This window comes from Algibacter miyuki (assembly GCF_030409805.1).
In the GTDB taxonomy this organism is placed as follows: domain Bacteria; phylum Bacteroidota; class Bacteroidia; order Flavobacteriales; family Flavobacteriaceae; genus Algibacter; species Algibacter miyuki.
Genome location: NZ_JAUFQP010000007.1, coordinates 585914 through 601488 on the forward strand (window position 1 = coordinate 585914; position 15575 = coordinate 601488).

A 15575-nucleotide genomic window follows, 5' to 3' on the forward strand; every position below is an offset into this window, starting at 1 on the left:
AAAAGCAAAATAACACCTTTGGCGGAATTTGTTTTCTGAGCTTAAATACAAAGTATTGTTTACTTCCGTAAGGTCTTATTGAGAATGCTTTTGTAAAAATATAATTAAAAAAGGGGATATTAATATTGTGATTTAATATATAGCTTCAAAGGGCTTACTTTTATTATATCAATAATAGTATGTAAAATGTATGTAATTTATAAAAAAAAGCTTCCAATTTCTTGGAAGCCTTGCTATCATTAGTGGAGAAGATGGGATTCGAACCCACGACCTCTTGACTGCCAGTCAAGCACTCTAGCCAACTGAGCTACATCCCCAAAAATTCAAATGTTTTGCAAGTTATTGCCTAACACTGCAAATGTATACATTTTTAATATAAATATCTAACACTAATATTGAGCTCAATATTAATTAAATCGCACCTGCTGTGATGCCAAAATTTTATGAAGTCCCAACTGAAATAATGTGCCATTTATCAAGTCTTTAAACGCCTGTAATTCCATGGCTTTTAAAGCAAAGCTTATTTGTGGGTTTGGTCCTTTCAGTAAATACAACTTATTGCTTGCATAATCAATATCATTAACCTGTGCTGAGACCTCACAACATGTAAACTCCATATTTTTCGAAAACTGAACAAGTTCATCGGGCGTTAGAAACAACCCAGTATTTTTAAATACCAACTGAATTTTATTAAAGTCTTTGGCGGCGCTCCTTTTCCATTGAAAAGCAATTCCAAAATCGTTGTGGCAAATGGTATTTATATCGTCCATAGGGCTTAATTTAAAATCAAAGTATAATCAATATCTCTCACTGTTAGCGCTTCATTAAAGACATGCGTAGCTCGACTAGATAGCAACATCCTAAGTTCTACTATTTCTTCTCGTTTAAACATTAAAACTAGATTTTGCTGCATCGACGGAATCGGTATTTTTCGTTTCACCTTTGCTGAAGCGTACTTATATTCCCAATAATCCATTTCAATATCAAAAAGGTAATTTTTGAACTGTTCGAACTCATTTTCGTTCAATTCTAAATAAATATTATTAAATTCAAGGTGATACACCCGGCACTCGCAACATACAGAAAGCTCGCCATTGGTTACCTTTGCTAAGGTTTTTATATTATTCTCGCACATATAGGTTCTATTTAGTAACAATCTGTTTTTATTTGACTCATATTTAACGCTTTGCCTAGTTTAGAATACGAAATATTTTCAAGCACTTCCAACACACCATTCATCATGGCAATTGAACCACAAATCATGATAATGCCATTATTTTTAAGTACACGTGCAATTAAATCTTCCTTTTCAACTAAAGAATTTTGTACATATTTTTTCTGACTTTCTTCTTTTGAAAAACTCAAATAAATTCCTGATAAATTCCGGCTATTAAACGCCTTATCAATGAGTTTAGAATACAACTTATACGACTCTTTGGTACGGCCACCCCAAAACAGATAATTTTTACTGGGTTTTCGGTTTTCATTATTTACCATCCCTAAAAACGGTGCAATTCCGGTTCCGTTGGCAATCATCACCACTTCTTTTGCTGAAGTTGGTGCATGAAATCCCTTATTTTGTTTTATTTCGGCTGTAATCATATCGTTCAATTTTAGTGTATTCAAATAATTTGAGCAAATACCAAACTCATGTTTCTTTATACTTAATATGATATTTTTATCTGTTTTTCCTATAGAATATAAGCGTTCGACAGATTCATTTTCGGGAGTGATACTCAGTAAATCCCCTGAAGTGAATTTAGATTTTCGTGCAGGTTCTAATTCTACTAAAAAGGAAGCATCTGTATTCATTTCCGTTTTATTCACCACTTTAAACAACGGTTTACTTTTGGTACCCTTCGGTTTTAGTGGCGCTTCAACATCAAGCGTTAAATTTTTACTCTTACTCCAAGCAGAAACCCAATAATTAAAAGCTTCAACCGATTGATTATGTATTTTATGAAGCTTAATATTGGGTACAAAATTGTAATGCATTTGAAGTAAAGCATCCACAATAAGTGCATATTTACAATACCCTTGATAAGCTAACGAACCAAAGCCAACTACCGAATATTGAAGCGTATTCTGTTGAGGGATTTCACCAACTAATCGTTCGAAATTCGTGGCATTTGTAGGTGCCTCACCATCACCATAAGTAGCTGTAAACACAACTAAGTGTTTTGCTTTTTTATAGGTTGTATATTGGTTTAATTCTGAAACAAAAACCGATTTCCCTTGCGCCATTAATGCATTGTACAACGACTTGGCAAAACCGAAGGTACTCCCCGTTTCCGAGCCTACCAGAATAATATACTCCGCAGTATCTTTATTAAATTTATTTTCAATCTTAACCCGTTTCTTTCTTCGGTTTAGCGTCATTGCAAAGCCCGAATACATAAAAAACAAAATAGACAAAGCCGTTAATAGTAACACCAGCGACCAAATTACAGAACCTTCTCCGGTATGTAAAAACAAGCTCCAACCTGATGCTAAGGCCACAAAACCAGTCTTTTTTTCGCTCACTACGGTTCCGTTATTCTGATTGACAAACAACTCCCTATCGTGTAATTTTAATATAAAATAATCTTCTTCATCTTCCGAAAAAGGAAATTCCACATGCGCCACGTCACTTAAAGTTATAGATTTGAATACGTTAAAACCATCCGTGTTATTTTGTAACGCTTTCGCGGAAGGCATAACGACAACCTCATGCCTGTGGCTATCTGTTGGTAATAACGAAAATTTTTCTAACGATAAATAAACTCCCGTAACGGTTACGATTACAATAGGAATTAAAGTATAACGTCCTAAAATACTGTGATAATACGGATTAAAATCTTCCTTAATTATTTTTGAAAAAAAAGCTTTAAAACCTCCTTGCCGCTTAGCTATTAAAAAAACACCGCTCACCGTCATTAAAAACAACAAAAAAGAAACCACACCAATTATAGCGCGCCCAGTTGATTTTAAAAATAAAGACCGATGTAAGTTGGTAGCAAACTTAAAAATTGGAGCTTTTTCTATAATAGCCCCTATTTTTTTTCCTGTAAACGGATTAACATAAAAAGTTTCACTATCCCCTGCTTTAGTAATAACGTCTGCTTGAACAAAATCGTTTTTATCAATTTCTATTTGGATAACCTCATCATATTCCGCTTTCAAAACAGCAATCGTTTTATCCAACGTTAGAGATTGAGCATCCTTAACGGCATACGGTTTTAACTGATTCGAAATAGGCTCAAACGCCAAAACTACTCCTGTTAAAGCTGCTAATAATATAAATATAGAAGTCGATACAGCCAGCGTTAAGTGGCTGTATCTCCAGATAGAAATCGTCATTTATAATGATTTATTGTTGGGGCATCATGCGTACATAACGTATAAAGCCGCTACCTTCAATTTTACTTTTTACTGTGGCAGATGTGAGTTCAAATTCTACATCGCTTTTATAATATTCTTGATCTTCTACAGCCGACTCGAAACGGATTTTATAACCCGCATCAATTTTATCGTTATCAATCGTGATCACGTTAATGGTACGTCCACCTCCGCTTACTGTTGCTCCTGTTATGGCATCGATATTGGTTCGTGTTTTCCCTTGAAACTTCCACCATTCTGGAATATCAGAATACCATTCATCATCGTCGCCTTGTACATAAAGTGTTTTTTCATATTCGCCCTCTGGGTTTAATAAGGAAATTACCACATAAGCCCCTTCTCCGGTATAATTCGTCATTTGGATCATACATTTATAAGTTGACGAATCGGAAATGGTTTTAAATCCGAACAAACTAAAGACAACAAGACAAGCTATCGGGAATATTTTAAAAATTAGATTTTTATTCATGGGTTTTTATTTTAAAAAATTAATGTCAATTTGGTGATTTTGTAGGTATTCATTTTCTTTTGCTAAATCGTAAACTGTTTCATCAAAATCAGTTCTTATATCTTTTTTAGCACCAATACTTAGAAGATATTTTAAAATCTTTTCGTCTTTAGCCTGCATCACTGCTTTATGTAAAGGTGTTAAACCACTATTATTTTTAGCATTAATATCAACCCCAAAATTATGAACCACTTTTAATAATTCTAAAGCATCACGGTTATCTAAAGCCAAATGATAGGCGCTGTTACCATCTTTCTGACTTGTTTTAATGTTGAATCCCTTATTAGATAATGCCGCCAGTTTTTCACCAAAAGTATCAGACGCCTTCGCGCGGAAACTTTTCAATAAATAATAGCCTAGATTGTTTCCTTTCGCATCGATAACATGAACATCGGCAGCTTTCTTAATTAAAAACTGAACGACTTCCGGCGTATTAGAAATAGCTTTTGTTAAAGCCGATTCTCCATCTTTATTAACTTGGTTAATCGCGTCTGTCTTAGACGCTAAAAAAGCGACTATTTCCAAAGTATTTCTACTGGAAGCATTGATTAGCGCGGTATTACCCTCGACATCTATTTGATTAACAGCAACATCTTTGTTTATAAAATAAGAGAAGGTTTCCAAATCTTTATTACCATAAGCTAAATTATGAAGCGGTGTTTTGCCATCGGTATTAATAATATTCGCCTCTAAACCTAAAGCCTCTAAATATTTTAGATAATCCAAAGTATTGTAACCTTTTCGAGAACCTTTAGTTGCTAAAAACAGTGCGTTTTCACCTTTTTTATTCAAAACTTTATAAGGCACACCTTTTTTTATCAATAACTCCAACATGGCTTTATTCCCCGCTTTTGCGGTATAATTAAAAACGCCATTTCCATCCTGATCTACGGAATTTAAATCAAGTCCTTTTGATGTAAAATAATCGACTAGCTCAAAATTTGCTAAATGTGGTGTTAGCAACAAAAGCGCGTTGGCACCATGCTCATCGACATCGGTTTTAACATCAATGCCATTTTTTATACATATATCATAAATATCAGTATTTGTAACACCAGCAACAGCGGCAAAGGTTAATGGCGAAAAATGATGAGAATCTCGAAGTGAAAAATCGGCATTTTCCGTTGCTAAATATTGTAATAATTCGGCATTATTTTTATATGCCGACCAAAAGGCATAAGTACGTTTATCGTGGGTTAATTTATTAACAGGGTTTCCTATTTTAGTCAGTAAATGTTTAATAGTTTCATTTGGCGCCTCTTGCAAAATAGCATACACCACGGCATCAAAGCCGTTAGAAGTTAATGCGGTAGGATCATGTCCTTCATCTATTTTCTGTTCTACAACTTCAATGCTTGGTTTTGTGCTCCAAAAGTCGCTTTCCAAAAACGTGTTTTTTGTTTGTGCCGATAGCAAGTTTGCGAATAAAAAGGCAACTAAGATGGTGTGTTTATAATTCATATTTATTTTTTTACAAAAGATTCAATAACGGTTTCAATTTTAGTTTTTTCAGTATAATCATCAGAAAACAAGTATTTATAAAGCACCTTGTTTTCCACTTTGTTTTCTAGAGCTAAATTTTGGTTTCTGCTGTAAACATCATCCCATTTATGGCGTACCAAAGCCCATTTATCTTGATTTTCACTCCACCAATCTATGGCACCTTGACAGCGACTATCGGCTACTTTCACGTAAGTATTGTATCCTTTTTCTTTTGCTAAAACCACATCAGGCTTACCTAGTTCCCGCAGTACTTTCGCATTGTCTTGATCGTGCACCCAACCTGTTTGAGTAATTTCTTGGCGGTTTCCTCTAACGGTAATATTATAATCGCTGCGCTTGGTGTATTCCCGCCTTGGTAAAGGTGCATCGGTAGTATTTTCCCAATAGTTTTTACCATCGACATGCACCCAAGTTCCAGAACCTTCGTAGCGCGGACTATCATCTACCTGATAAACTTTTTGCGTCCACTGCCCTTTTACCTCAGCTTTTGGTTTCGAGATATAATTCCACGTATTATCGCCATTAAACATATAGAAATCGGTGTTTTCATAAAGCCAATCTTGTCTCCAATGCTTTACGATATAAGGTTCTGCAGGGTTTCCAACTTGTAATAAATGCTGAATTGAAATTTTGTTTTTATCATCTTCAACCAACTGCGCCCATTCTAATCCTTTATCAATTTTAGTTTCTGAAGGTTTATAAAGCGAATCCTTACTGTAATGAAATGTTTCGGCAAAATTGAAGGTTACCTCGAAACATCCACACATATTTTTAATGGATTCGGCATCTTGTTTTTTCTTTTTCTGAGCATGTCCAAAGAAGGAAAAGGTTAAAATGAATAATGATAAAATTGATAATTGTTTCATTTTTAGTGTTTTGATGTAATTATTAAAAAAATATTAAAATTAATCTATTCTTATTTAGACTGAATTAAAATAAGATATATATTTGCAGCAAATTTAATCAAGAATGATTCTAAATAAAAAGTATTTCGCCATTTATTTTATAACTTTTTTTTCTGGACCACTATTTTCCCAAGAAATTAAACCCGACAGCTTAGCGCTTCAGGCTTTAAAAGAAGTTGTTGTTACTGGGCAATACAACCCGCAATCCATTAAAAAATCGGCACATAATGTAACGGTTATTAGGCGTGAGCAAATCGATAATCAGGCAGCTAATAACTTGGCCGATTTATTGAACTTCAACCTCAACCTTACTATTATTCCGAATTCAAAAACGGGAAAATCGACCATTTCTTTCTTCGGATTAGATGCTCAATATTTTAATATTTTAGTTGATAATATTCCGCTTGTAAGCGATAATGGCTTCGGAAACAACATCGATTTAACGCAAATAAACTTAGACGATGTAGAGCGCATAGAAATTGTAGAAGGCGCTATGGGTGTGGAATACGGCGCTAACGCCATTTCTGGAGTTATCAATATCATAACAAAAAAATCGATAGATACCGATTGGAATATTAAAACTTCCATACAGGAAGAAACCGTAAGCAATGAATATGCCTTATTTGATGAAGGCCGCCACATTCAAGCCTTAAACCTAAGCCACAATTTTAATAGTACTTGGTTTGCACGAGCCGGCATAAACAGAAATCAATTTGCGGGTTTTTATAATGATAAACAAGGCAAAAACTACTATAATGATGATGGTTTACGAGGTTATGATTGGCTACCAAAAACACAAATAAACACGAATGCTCTTATCAATTTTAAGAAAGAAAACTTTAGACTCTTATACAAGTTTGAATATTTTAATGAACTTATCGATTACTACGATACATCGGTTAGAGCCAACATAGACACGCAAACGCAAACGAGCAATCCGGTAGCAACCGATAAAACCTTCACAACCAATAGGTTTGTAAACAACATCAGTATTAATGGTAGTTTAAACTCGGGAGCAAACTACAATGCTTCGATTTCCTATCAACAACAAAAACGACGTCTAAACGAATTTACTTACTACATCCTTAGTGAAGAAAAAAGTAACCAATCGGACGGTATTTATCAATCTAGCGAAGTCTTTTTTTCCAAAGGAAGTATTAATAATTTAGTTAAAAATGATTATTTCAATTTTCAATTGGGTTATGAAACCAGATTTATAAAAGCTTTTGACAGCCAAGCTTCAGGCGATGTTACTCAACAGGATAAAATACAAACGCAAAATAATTATGCGCTCTTTGGTTCTTCAGAAATACAACTTTCAGATCGTATTTTATTACGTCCTGGTTTACGTTTTGAATATAATTCTAAGTTCAAGTCTAAACTCATTACATCCTTTACAGCGCGCCAACTATTTAACAAAGGTTTCGAGTTGCGTGCAAACATAGGCACGTCTTACAAAACACCTAATTTTGAAGAACTGTATTTCTATTTGGTAGATAGTAACCACGATGTACAAGGCAATGAAAACCTGAACCCTGAAAATGGTTTTACCGCTTTTTTAGATTTGAAAAAACGAAGTTCGTTTAGCGGTCTTTCTCTTATAAACAAGCTAAAACTAAGTTATATTGATTTACAAGACAAAATTGATTTAGCCATTGTAAATACATCACCTCTACAATATAAATTTATCAACATCGATACGTATCGCTTATGGGGAATTACTTCACAAAATGCCATTAAGGCGCATCATTGGACCTTCAATTTAGGCGCAACCCTACAGGGAATTTCCCAAGTAGCAAGTAACGAAACTGCCCCTGAAGATGACTTTCTCTACGCCATGCAATTGAATACAAGCGCGACTTACCAGGTTAAAAAGTGGCATACCGCCTTCACGCTTCTGTTAAAATATAATGGAAAACAACAAGATTATTACGCTATTGGCGCCGATACCGACAACAATACTCTTTACGAAAAAACAACAACCGATGCATATAATTGGTTGGATGCTTCCATAAAAAAATCGTTTTACAATAACCAATTTCAAGCCACACTTGGCGGCCGAAACTTACTCGATATTACCCGTGTTAATGTTAGCCAAACCACTGGTGGTGTGCACTCATCTAACGGAGACGGCCTTTTACTGGGCTACGGGCGTTCATTTTATTTAAAACTACTATATAATCTTAATTTTTAAAATCAGTAACTATGTTAAACAAATTAATCACACTTATTCTATGCATTTCCATTTTTTCAATAACCAGTTGTAGTGAAGACGATGGTCCAACCGAACTTATTAAAGTTGTTATTGATGGTGCTGCGCTAGCCCCTAATACTGGTGGTTCTAATGAACAAAATCAAGTATATATTGACTTGAGCACTAGCACATCTACAGCAGTACAGCGTGACTCATGGGATTTAGGCTTCTATTCCGGGTCTGAGTTTAGAGTAGCCCTTAACGGATCTATTTATATGACTGCGGCCAAACTATCGGTAACAGATATAGATGCCGTCAATTCCACAGATACAGAAGTTTTAGATTTTCAAACGAAAGCCGTCGTGGGTTCTGCTGGGTCTCAAATTTATATCGATGCTCCAAATGGTGATATTACAGAAACTGCCATTTCGGAAATTTCTGATACTGATGAAAACAACCCCGTTTATCTAATAAACTTAGGTGATGAAGTTGGTACAGAACCTGCCTCTACAGGAAGTGTTGCTATATCGGGAGATGCCAGAGGATGGAAAAAAATTAGAATTCTGAAAAGCGGTGACAATTATATTTTACAATATGCCGATTTAGATGCTACAACCCACAAAGAAGTAACACTATCTAAAAATACTGAATTTAACTACACCTTCTTCAGTTTTAATACTGAAAACGTAGTTTCTGTTGAACCTAAAAAAGAAAACTGGGATTTAAACTTTACCGTTTTCACAAATGAAATCGTGGGTTATGGTGCTTATGGGTTTTCCGATTTTGTGGTAAACAATACAAAGGCCGACGTACAAGTGTACATGGTGGATACTGAGATAGAAACCACTCTAAATTACACCGATTTTACACTTGCAGATGTTGATGCATCTAACTTCTCTACAGACCAACGTGGTATTGGCAATAGCTGGAGAAATAGTGGTGGTCCATCAACTTTACCGTCATTAAAAACGAATATGTTTTATGTAATAAACGATACCGATGGTAACCTTTATAAACTACAACTAATCGCCTTAACAAATACCGATGGCGAACGTGGCCACCCGGAGTTTATTTATAGCTTATTAGTAGAATAAAATATCTAAGCAAGCCACAAAAAAAAGCCTAACTTTAAAAGTTAGGCTTTTTTATATTTTTACATTATCCTGTTTTGTTTATTTCAATCCGCGTAATACTAATACTGGTAGTTTACTGTGAAAATCTTTTTTAAGAATCGCATTTTTCTCCCATTTCTTAGCAAAGAACCCACGTTTACGGCGTACCACACAAAGCATATCTGGGTTATGCGATCTGTAATGCTCTAACACCCCTTGAAACGTTGTTGCATTTCCACTTTTAGTTATGCTGTTTGCTAAAGTTTCTAAAGTTTCATTCACATCAAAATCACCTTCATTATAATACGGTGTTTTCACTAGAAGTAAATTCACTTCAGCTTTAAAAATATCCTTTATTTCAATTAACGGATTTAACGCTTTTTTCCTTTTGATAATGGCCGATTTCATAGCCAGCAAAACACTTTTCACGGGTTTAAATACATAACCTTCTGGCACAATTAGTGCCGGTATATTAGTTTGTTTAATAATTTTTCCTGAAGTTTTCCCCAAATACACTTCATCTTTAATAGAGTTTGTTCTTGGTTCTACTAAAATTAAATCTACATCGGCAGCTTTACAAGCTTTTTCAAGAGTATCAACTAATTTTCCTTTTAAAACTTTTACGATAACCTCAACGCTTTTTTTATCAATTTGAGCTACTAAATTATCTAAAAAAGCCTGACTTTCACGCTGTATCAAGTCATCAACCCGAATCATTGTTCCAGCCTTAGTGTAAACATTATAAATTTGTACAACAAAAAGTTTCGCGCCTACAGCTTCTGCAAAATCAACTGCATATTGTAAATGACTTACGGCGTTTTTCGACGATCCAACGGGAACTAAAATATTCTTCATAATAACTATAATATTAAATACTAAATTTGCGGCTTATAACTAATGTAAAAGTAAACATTAAAAACAACTCATGTAAGCCCAAACCCACAAAATAGAATTAAGAATCATTTCTAATACCACTTCGTGAACACAAACATAAGTTTTAAATATATAAATAAATTAGCAATTCCTGCGTTAATTGCCGGAATTTCCGAACCCATCCTGTCGATTACCGATACCGCAATTATCGGAAACATTGATACCAACGCAACCGAATCGTTAGCTGCAGTTGGTATTGTTGGTACTTTTATTTCGATGCTTATTTGGGTTTTGGGACAAACTCGAAGCGCAATTTCATCAATCATATCGCAATATTTAGGTGCCAATAAATTAGATGCTATTAAAAACCTACCTGCCCAAGCTATATTAATAGTTACCTTACTTAGTGTATTAATTATTGTTGGCACATACCCGTTTGCTGAAACTATTTTCAAACTCTATAATGCCACGGGTAGCATTCTAGATTATACGGTAGATTATTACCAAATTCGCGTTTTTGGCTTTCCCTTTACACTTTTTACTATGGCTGTTTTTGGTGTATTTCGCGGACTCCAAAACACCTATTACCCCATGGTAATTGCCTCTATTGGTGCATTACTAAACATTGTTCTAGATTATATTTTTGTATTTGGCATCACTAATTACATTCCTGCCATGAATATAAAAGGTGCTGCTTACGCCAGCTTAATAGCTCAAATTACAATGGCGCTTTTGGCAGCCATATACGTGCTTAAAAAAACAGATATTCCTTTAAAACCCAGCTTTCCGCTGCACAAAGAGATTAATAAATTCATCATCATGATTCTTAATTTATTTGTCCGCACTTTAGCCTTAAATATCACACTATATTTTGCCACCCGTTTTGCCACAGGCTACGGTGCAGCCCATATTGCAGCCTATACCATTTGCATTAATTTATGGTTTTTCGCCGCCTTTTTTGTCGATGGTTATGCGAGTGCCGGTAATATTTTGTCGGGTAAATTATACGGTGCCAAAGCCTACCCTGTTTTACTACAATTAGGTAACAAACTTATACGTTATGGCATAGCTACCGGTTTTGCTTTAGCCCTTTTCGGAGTCTTATTTTATTATCCTTTAGGACGCCTTTTTAGTAAAGACCCCGAAGTTTTATCGCTTTTTTATAACACCTTTTGGCTGGTTCTACTCATGCAGCCATTTTGCGCATTAGCCTTTATTTACGATGGTATTTTTAAAGGTCTTGGCAAAATGAAATTCCTTAGAAATGTCCTTTTATTCGCCACCAACCTCGTTTTTATCCCCATATTATTTTGGTTAGACAGCCTAGGCTACCAACTTCACGGTATTTTTATCGCTCTAACCTTTTGGATTATAGCCCGTGGCGTACCCTTGATAATAAAATTTCGAAAAATATTTATACCGCTCTCTCAAAAAACTTAACTTTGATAAAAATTCCAAACACAGTAAAACCACAATATGGACACTCTCTCATTTTTAAGCGGAAATGGACTTTTTCTGATCTTAGGTATAGTATTAATAGTAGTTTACGTAGTAAACCGTAGAAAAAAAAGATAATGGGTAATAACATTCGAATTACAAAACAATTCTCTTTCGAAACTGGTCATGCCCTTTACGGGTACGATGGTAAATGTAAAAACGTACACGGCCACAGTTACAAACTATCGGTAACTGTAATAGGGAAACCTATAACAGATTCTACCAACGTAAAATACGGTATGGTAATCGATTTTGGCGACCTTAAAAAAATTGTAAAAGAAGAAATTGTAGATGTTTTCGATCATGCTACCGTTTTCAACCAAAACACGCCACACGTCGAGCTTGCCAAAGAACTTCAAGCCCGCGACCACAACGTATTATTGGTAGATTACCAACCCACTAGCGAAATGATGGTGCTCGATTTTGCTCAAAAAATTAAGAATCGCCTACCAAACCACATCAGTTTACACTCACTAAAATTACAAGAAACCGACAGCTCTTTTGCGCAGTGGTACGCTTCCGATAATATTTAGGGCGTTACCCTTCGGGTCGGGCTTTGCGTTACAAGTCCTCGCACTTCCTGCGTCAGGCTTTGGGCTATCCACTACAATCCCTAACGCAGGCCTATTTGCTAAGGTTTTGTGCATACCCGATATTATTTCAGTAAAACAAATGAATTCGTAAACAAATCTTGGCGGTTTTACCCGCGTTAGGGATTGATGCGGCATCCTTTTTTTGTGGTTTGAAATCGCACGAAACGCTATTGATTTCCGCACTAATTTAAGTAAAGCCAAAACAACATAGAACGCCCAAAAAAAGATACAGCGGAAAGCCCGGCCCTTTTTAGGGAACGCCAAAATAGAACCAAAAAAGATGTGTTTTATTGAAACGCCGCCGTATGCCAAATGGGATAATTTAAGTAAGTAACGGGTTTAAATCCAAAAAGATGCTTATTTTTACCTCGCTATATAATAATAGCAAGCGTAAACAGTTATTATTTTAGACTAAAAATTCCCGAATTGAAAACAGCGTTTAAAACCATACTAACCTTATTACTTACAACTATTTTAGTGGTGAGTTGCTCCCGAAAAAAAGACAAATTTGTAAGTCGAAATTTTCATGCAGTAACCACTGAATTTAACACGCTTTATAACGGTAATATTGCTTTAGAACAAGGGCAAAATAGCCTAAACATGGCTTATTTTGATAATTATTGGGATGTGCTACCCATTGAGCGCATGCAGATACGCGAAGAAGTTATGCTGCCTGGGCAATCTAAAAACGAAGATTTTACGCGTGCTGAAGAAAAGGCTGTAAAAGCGATTCAGAAACATAGTATGAATATTAATGGTAAGGAGGTGAATCCGCAAATGGATGAAGCGTATTTACTATTGGGAAAGGCGCGCTATTTCGATCAGCGTTTTGTTCCCGCTTTGGAAGCTTTCAACTACATTCTTTACAAATACCCAGCGAGCGATAAAATAAATCAGGCTAAAGTCTGGCGCGAAAAAACCAATATGCGTTTAGATAATAACGAATTGGCTATAAAAAACTTAAAACGCTTACTAAAACAAGAGGCATTAGAGAAACAAGATTTGGCCGATGCGACATCTATGTTAGCTCAAGCGTATATTAACACAAAATCTGTGGATAGTGCCATAACGCAACTTGAAATTGCGGCGCAAGCCACTAGAAAAAATGACGAACGCGGACGTTACCGCTTTATTCAAGCGCAACTGTACAACCAATTAGGTTATAGAGACAGTGCGAATATTGCTTTTGATAAAGTGATTGAACTAAACCGAAAAACACCAAGAATCTATATGATTACGGCTTATTTGGAAAAGTTTAAAAATTTTGATTTTGAAAACGACGACAAATTTGAGGCCATAGAATTATTAACCAAACTCGAGGAAGATCGAGAAAACAGACCATTTTTAGATAAAATTTTTCATCAAATTGGTGAGTTTCATTTAGGTAATGCTTCGGATACTTTAGCGGTTGATTATTATAACAAATCGTTGCGCACCAACTCACAAGACAAATTATTACAGGCTAGAAATTATGAAACTTTGGCTTATATGTATTTTGATAATTCGGAATACGCAAGAGCTGGCGCTTATTTTGATAGTACGATGATCAACTTAACATTAAACTCTAAACCCTACCGCATAGTTAAACGTAAACGCGATAATTTAGAAGATGTTATTTATTATGAGGCTATTGCAAAAACGAACGATAGCATTTTACATTTAGTGCATTTACCAGAGGCCGAACGTTTAGCCATGTTTGAAACTTTTGTAAGCGACCTTAAAGTGAAAGCTGAAGAAGAACAGCTACAAGCCGAAGCTGCTGAACGTAATGCGAACACCGGCTTAGTTACAGCAAATAATATACCTACATCGGGAAATAACATACCGCAACGAGGATTGCCTGGGCAAGCGGCTCAATTCTATTTTTATAACCCAACTACAGTGGCTTATGGTAAAAATGAATTTGTAAAAATTTGGGGTAATCGAAAATTAGAAGATAATTGGAGATGGTCTAGCAAAGGAGCATCGGCAACCGGAAATGATGTTTCTAGTTCCGCAACCGATTTATTAGCCTTAGCTTCGGATGAAGAGAAATTTGACCCTCAATTTTACATTTCTAAAATACCTACTGAAACTAAGGAAATTGATAGTATTTCTAAAGAACGTAATTATGCTTACTACCAATTAGGTCTTATTTATAAAGAGAAATTTAAGGAATATGAATTATCTAAATCGAAATTTCAAGATTTATTAGATAGTAACCCTGAGGAACGATTAATTCTACCTTCGAAATATAATTTATACAAGATTTATGAAATTTTAGGTCAAAATGATGAAGCATCGATCGCCAAAAACGATATTATAAAAAGCTATCCAGAGTCGCGTTACGCTACTATTTTAGAAAACCCAGAATTAGTTTCGGATAAGGATGAAAATAGCCCAGCTAGTCTTTACGAAGCCTTGTACCTACAGCATGAAAACCAAGAGTATGCCGAAGTTATTTCTAAAAGTGAAACCTATATAAAACGTTTTGACGGCGAACCTATGGTTCCGAAGTTCGAACTTTTAAAAGCGACTGCTAGCGGACGTTTATTAGGTTTTGAAGCTTATAAAAAAGCCATCAATCATTTAGCAGTAACTTATGCCAATACCAAAGAAGGCAAACAGGCTCAAAAAATTGAAACCGAACTACTGTCTAGAATTTCAAGTACTGATTTTGTTACGGCCATAGATAGCATTACTACAAATTACAAAGTTGTTTTTCAGTTTAATAAAAACGAAAAAGAGGCTATAACCACGTTTAAAAAAACCTTAGATGACGTTTTAAAAGAAATTAAATATTACAGACTATCATCTTCCGTAGATGTTTACAATGCTGAAAAAACCTTTGTTTTAGTACATGGCTTAAAAAATGAAGCTGTTGCAAAAACCTTCACGCAACTATTAACCGATAAAAACAAAAAGAAGATACAGAAACCTTTCTTCGTGATTTCGTCGGCTAATTATCAAGTTGTCCAAATACATAAAAATTTAGACCCCTACCTTAACAGAAATAACCAATAACCCTAACCC

12 protein-coding genes and 1 tRNA gene are annotated in these 15575 nt (G+C 35.2%); 5 read left to right on the forward strand and 8 right to left on the reverse strand.

What is annotated here, in order from left to right; translation table 11 throughout:
- Nucleotides 1-243: 243 nt before the first annotated feature.
- From QWY92_RS05500 to QWY92_RS05530, 7 genes are all read right to left on the reverse strand, one after another.
- Nucleotides 244-317, reverse strand: a tRNA-Ala gene (locus tag QWY92_RS05500).
- Between the two features lie 90 nt (nucleotides 318-407).
- Complete coding sequence (locus QWY92_RS05505; RefSeq protein ID WP_290269157.1) at nucleotides 408-770, reverse strand: hypothetical protein; 363 nt, start codon at nucleotides 768-770, stop codon at nucleotides 408-410.
- Between the two features lie 5 nt (nucleotides 771-775).
- Nucleotides 776-1135, reverse strand: coding sequence for a DUF6686 family protein (locus tag QWY92_RS05510; protein ID WP_290269159.1), 360 nt, complete (start codon nucleotides 1133-1135; stop codon nucleotides 776-778).
- 11 nt (nucleotides 1136-1146) lie between these two features.
- Nucleotides 1147-3339: a PepSY domain-containing protein gene (locus QWY92_RS05515; protein ID WP_290269161.1), complete on the reverse strand. Its 2193-nt coding sequence runs from the start codon at nucleotides 3337-3339 to the stop codon at nucleotides 1147-1149.
- A 10-nt stretch (nucleotides 3340-3349) separates the two neighbouring features.
- Entirely contained in the window at nucleotides 3350-3847 is a 498-nt protein-coding gene (locus QWY92_RS05520) for a DUF2271 domain-containing protein (protein WP_290269163.1), read from the reverse strand.
- A gap of 6 nt (nucleotides 3848-3853) precedes the next feature.
- Entirely contained in the window at nucleotides 3854-5347 is a 1494-nt protein-coding gene (locus QWY92_RS05525; RefSeq protein ID WP_290269164.1) for an ankyrin repeat domain-containing protein, read from the reverse strand.
- A 2-nt stretch (nucleotides 5348-5349) separates the two neighbouring features.
- Nucleotides 5350-6255, reverse strand: coding sequence for a DUF6607 family protein (locus QWY92_RS05530; protein WP_290269167.1), 906 nt, complete (start codon nucleotides 6253-6255; stop codon nucleotides 5350-5352).
- A gap of 103 nt (nucleotides 6256-6358) precedes the next feature.
- Between QWY92_RS05530 and QWY92_RS05535 the strand changes: the two genes are divergently transcribed.
- Complete coding sequence (locus QWY92_RS05535) at nucleotides 6359-8488, forward strand: TonB-dependent receptor plug domain-containing protein (RefSeq protein ID WP_290269168.1); 2130 nt, start codon at nucleotides 6359-6361, stop codon at nucleotides 8486-8488.
- A gap of 11 nt (nucleotides 8489-8499) precedes the next feature.
- Nucleotides 8500-9582, forward strand: coding sequence for an HmuY family protein (locus tag QWY92_RS05540; protein ID WP_290269170.1), 1083 nt, complete (start codon nucleotides 8500-8502; stop codon nucleotides 9580-9582).
- 78 nt (nucleotides 9583-9660) lie between these two features.
- On the opposite strand, the gene QWY92_RS05545 is transcribed toward QWY92_RS05540, so the two are convergent.
- The gene (locus tag QWY92_RS05545; protein ID WP_290269172.1) at nucleotides 9661-10455 is read right to left on the reverse strand and encodes a universal stress protein; all 795 of its coding nucleotides are present in this window, start codon (nucleotides 10453-10455) and stop codon (nucleotides 9661-9663) included.
- A gap of 123 nt (nucleotides 10456-10578) precedes the next feature.
- Here QWY92_RS05545 and QWY92_RS05550 point away from each other — a divergent pair, with 123 nt between their 5' ends.
- The 3 genes from QWY92_RS05550 to porW all read left to right on the forward strand — a co-directional run bounded on the left by QWY92_RS05550 (nucleotide 10579) and on the right by porW (nucleotide 15566).
- Nucleotides 10579-11913, forward strand: coding sequence for an MATE family efflux transporter (locus QWY92_RS05550; protein ID WP_290269173.1), 1335 nt, complete (start codon nucleotides 10579-10581; stop codon nucleotides 11911-11913).
- Between the two features lie 134 nt (nucleotides 11914-12047).
- On the forward strand, nucleotides 12048-12503 hold the full coding sequence (locus tag QWY92_RS05555) for a 6-pyruvoyl trahydropterin synthase family protein (RefSeq protein ID WP_290269175.1): 456 nt from the start codon (nucleotides 12048-12050) through the stop codon (nucleotides 12501-12503).
- A gap of 486 nt (nucleotides 12504-12989) precedes the next feature.
- Complete coding sequence (gene porW / locus QWY92_RS05560; RefSeq protein ID WP_290269176.1) at nucleotides 12990-15566, forward strand: type IX secretion system periplasmic lipoprotein PorW/SprE; 2577 nt, start codon at nucleotides 12990-12992, stop codon at nucleotides 15564-15566.
- Nucleotides 15567-15575: the final 9 nt, after the last annotated feature.